Here is a 2,073-nt window from a genome sequence, read left to right as displayed (position 1 = left end):
GTTCTTGGCCGCGGCGACGAAGTCGGGCGGGGAGGGCAGCACCAGCGTGATCGGCGCAATCTCGGACTCCAGCTTGGCGACGTGCTCCTTCCATGCCGTGCGGCCATTGGTCACGACGTTGGCCTTGCGCGTGGCCTTCTYGGCTTCCACTTTCTTGTCGAGCACCAAGCGCTTTTCGCGCAGCTGCGCGCTGATGAGGTCGATGGTCGCGAAAAGATCCGCGATCGATGCCGTCTCGCTCAGGGCTTGCGCCTTCACCAGCTCCAGCTGCTTCTCGGCGTCATCGCAGAACTTGACGTTGGCCGCGGCGTCGACGAAGTCCTGCTCCGTCGACAGTTCGGTCTTGATGCTGTCGATGAACTTGCTGGCCGCAACGCGGTAGTCCGCGAGATTGGTCTGCGTGACTTCGCCCTTGATGCGCGCGATCAACGCGGGCAGAGCCTTGATGGCTGCGGYCTGGAGCTTCGGCGCGGCTTCGACCGGCACGTAGGCCTCCAGATCGATCTCGAACTGTGCCCAGCCGGCGCGGACGCGGTCGAACCAGTCTTGATCCGGATAGACCTCGACCATTTCCATGTTCTCTTCGGTGCCGTCCGAGATCACGAAGATGACCTTGTCGGCGCCCGTGACCATCAGGATCTGCTGGCACTGGGGCATGTGCTCTTCGGGCACGACGCCGTTGCGCACCAGCTCGGCGTAGACCGCGTTCCAGAGCTTGTGCTCGAAGGCAATGCGGTCGTCAATCGTGAGGCCGTCGCACGAGGCGCTGATGCGACCCTCCGAGCACGTCACCGGGTACAGGTCCTGGCCGATGCGCCGCTCGACGATCGGGCGCGCATCGGCTTCGGTCACGTGGCCCGGGTTCAGGATCCGCTCCTGCACGAAGTCGCTGAACTGCTTGGCCGTGCCGGTCTTCTTGATTTGAAGCAGCTCGTTGCGCTTCACCTTCGGCGAGAGGCCGAGCATCGCGGCAGCTTCGCTGGCACCGAAGTGCGCGAGGCGGAATTCGTTCCAGGCATCGCTGCCCTGCTGTAGTTCGTGGGTCTTCATTGCTTGCTTCTCCAAGAGTTGATGGTGGTGAGCTGGTCGGCCGAGAGCGGGGCCTTGGTCTGGACCATGGTGATGATTTGGGCGGGGCTCTTGCGGCCGGCTTCGACCAGGCCGCGCCACGTCGGGCTGTTCGTGTCGAAGTCGGCTTGCGAGTAGGTCGTGGGCTGGGCCGGTGCGCCCGTCTCTGCCGGCGGCTTGCCGTCCGGTGCGCCGCCGCGGCCGTCGTCGTCCTGGCCCTTGGTGGCGAGGCCCGTGACCGCGAGGAACGTGTGGCGCTCCAAGTAGCTGTTCGTGGAGACCATCGCCTGGATGTTGTTCTTGCCACCCGAGGTATCGAGCGGGCCTTCCATCGTCACGCGCTTGCTGTGGCCCTCTACGTGCGTGAGGATGCAAGTCACCTTGACGCGGTCGGCTTCGCGAACACTGTCCCAGTCATGTGTGAAGCCATATTCGGCCAGCACACCGACCACGGTTTCAACGATGTTGCCGAGGGTGGCGTGGTCGTACTCGGTCAGGCCCTTGTCGGTGCGAAACGCGACGTGCTTGTTCTTCAGGATGACCGGGGCGACCTTCTTGAATTCGGTCATGGCCGCGATGTAGGCGCGGTGCGACTGATCGCGGTTGAAGCGGTCCTGCAGGTCCATCATGCGTTCCAGCATTTCGACGGTGCCACCGCCTTGCAGGAAGGCCAGCGCTTGCGCCATGGGGCCGCTCAGTGCGCCGGCGTTCGGCAGCGCGATCACGTTCGCCGTCTGCTGCAAGGCCGGTACCGGGTGCTCGGCGATGGGCTCCAGCTCGAGGTTGAGGTCGAGCGTCAGCGGGGTGTCTTGAAGGATGGCGCTCATGCCCAGTCCCCCCCAATGCGAATGCGACGGTTGCGAATGCGGTCGAACAGCTCGACGGACAGCGCGCCCACGAGCAGGCCGGCGAAGGCCACGCGCACCAGCGGATGGTCGTAGTGCTTGATGGCGAAGAAGCCCGCCACCGCGACGACTGCGGCGATCGCCAGGATGTAAACGATGG

General features: G+C 64.6%; 3 protein-coding genes. All 3 read right to left on the bottom strand.

Going from position 1 to position 2,073, the window contains the following annotated elements; all coding sequences use genetic code 11:
- Nucleotides 1–1,050: YqaJ viral recombinase family protein (locus AC1DY5_RS53055; RefSeq protein ID WP_478122254.1), on the bottom strand; the 1,050-nt coding region annotated here is incomplete at its 3' end.
- Nucleotides 1,047–1,895, bottom strand: coding sequence for an ERF family protein (locus AC1DY5_RS53050; RefSeq protein WP_478122253.1), 849 nt, complete (start codon nt 1,893–1,895; stop codon nt 1,047–1,049). The genes AC1DY5_RS53055 and AC1DY5_RS53050, both read right to left, overlap by 4 nt.
- Nucleotides 1,892–2,073, bottom strand: a 182-nt coding sequence (locus AC1DY5_RS53045) for a hypothetical protein (RefSeq protein ID WP_478122252.1), incomplete at its 5' end; no start/stop codon positions are given. The genes AC1DY5_RS53045 and AC1DY5_RS53050, both read right to left, overlap by 4 nt.

This window comes from Variovorax sp. P4_D9 (assembly GCF_056401695.1).
This window is presented reverse-complemented; position numbering and strand designations above follow the sequence as displayed.

Bases quoted from the DNA above. Each gene is read 5' to 3' on its own strand.
- AC1DY5_RS53050 (WP_478122253.1), bottom strand. From the start codon at position 1,895: ATGAGCGCCATCCTTCAAGACACCCCGCTGACGCTCGACCTCAACCTC.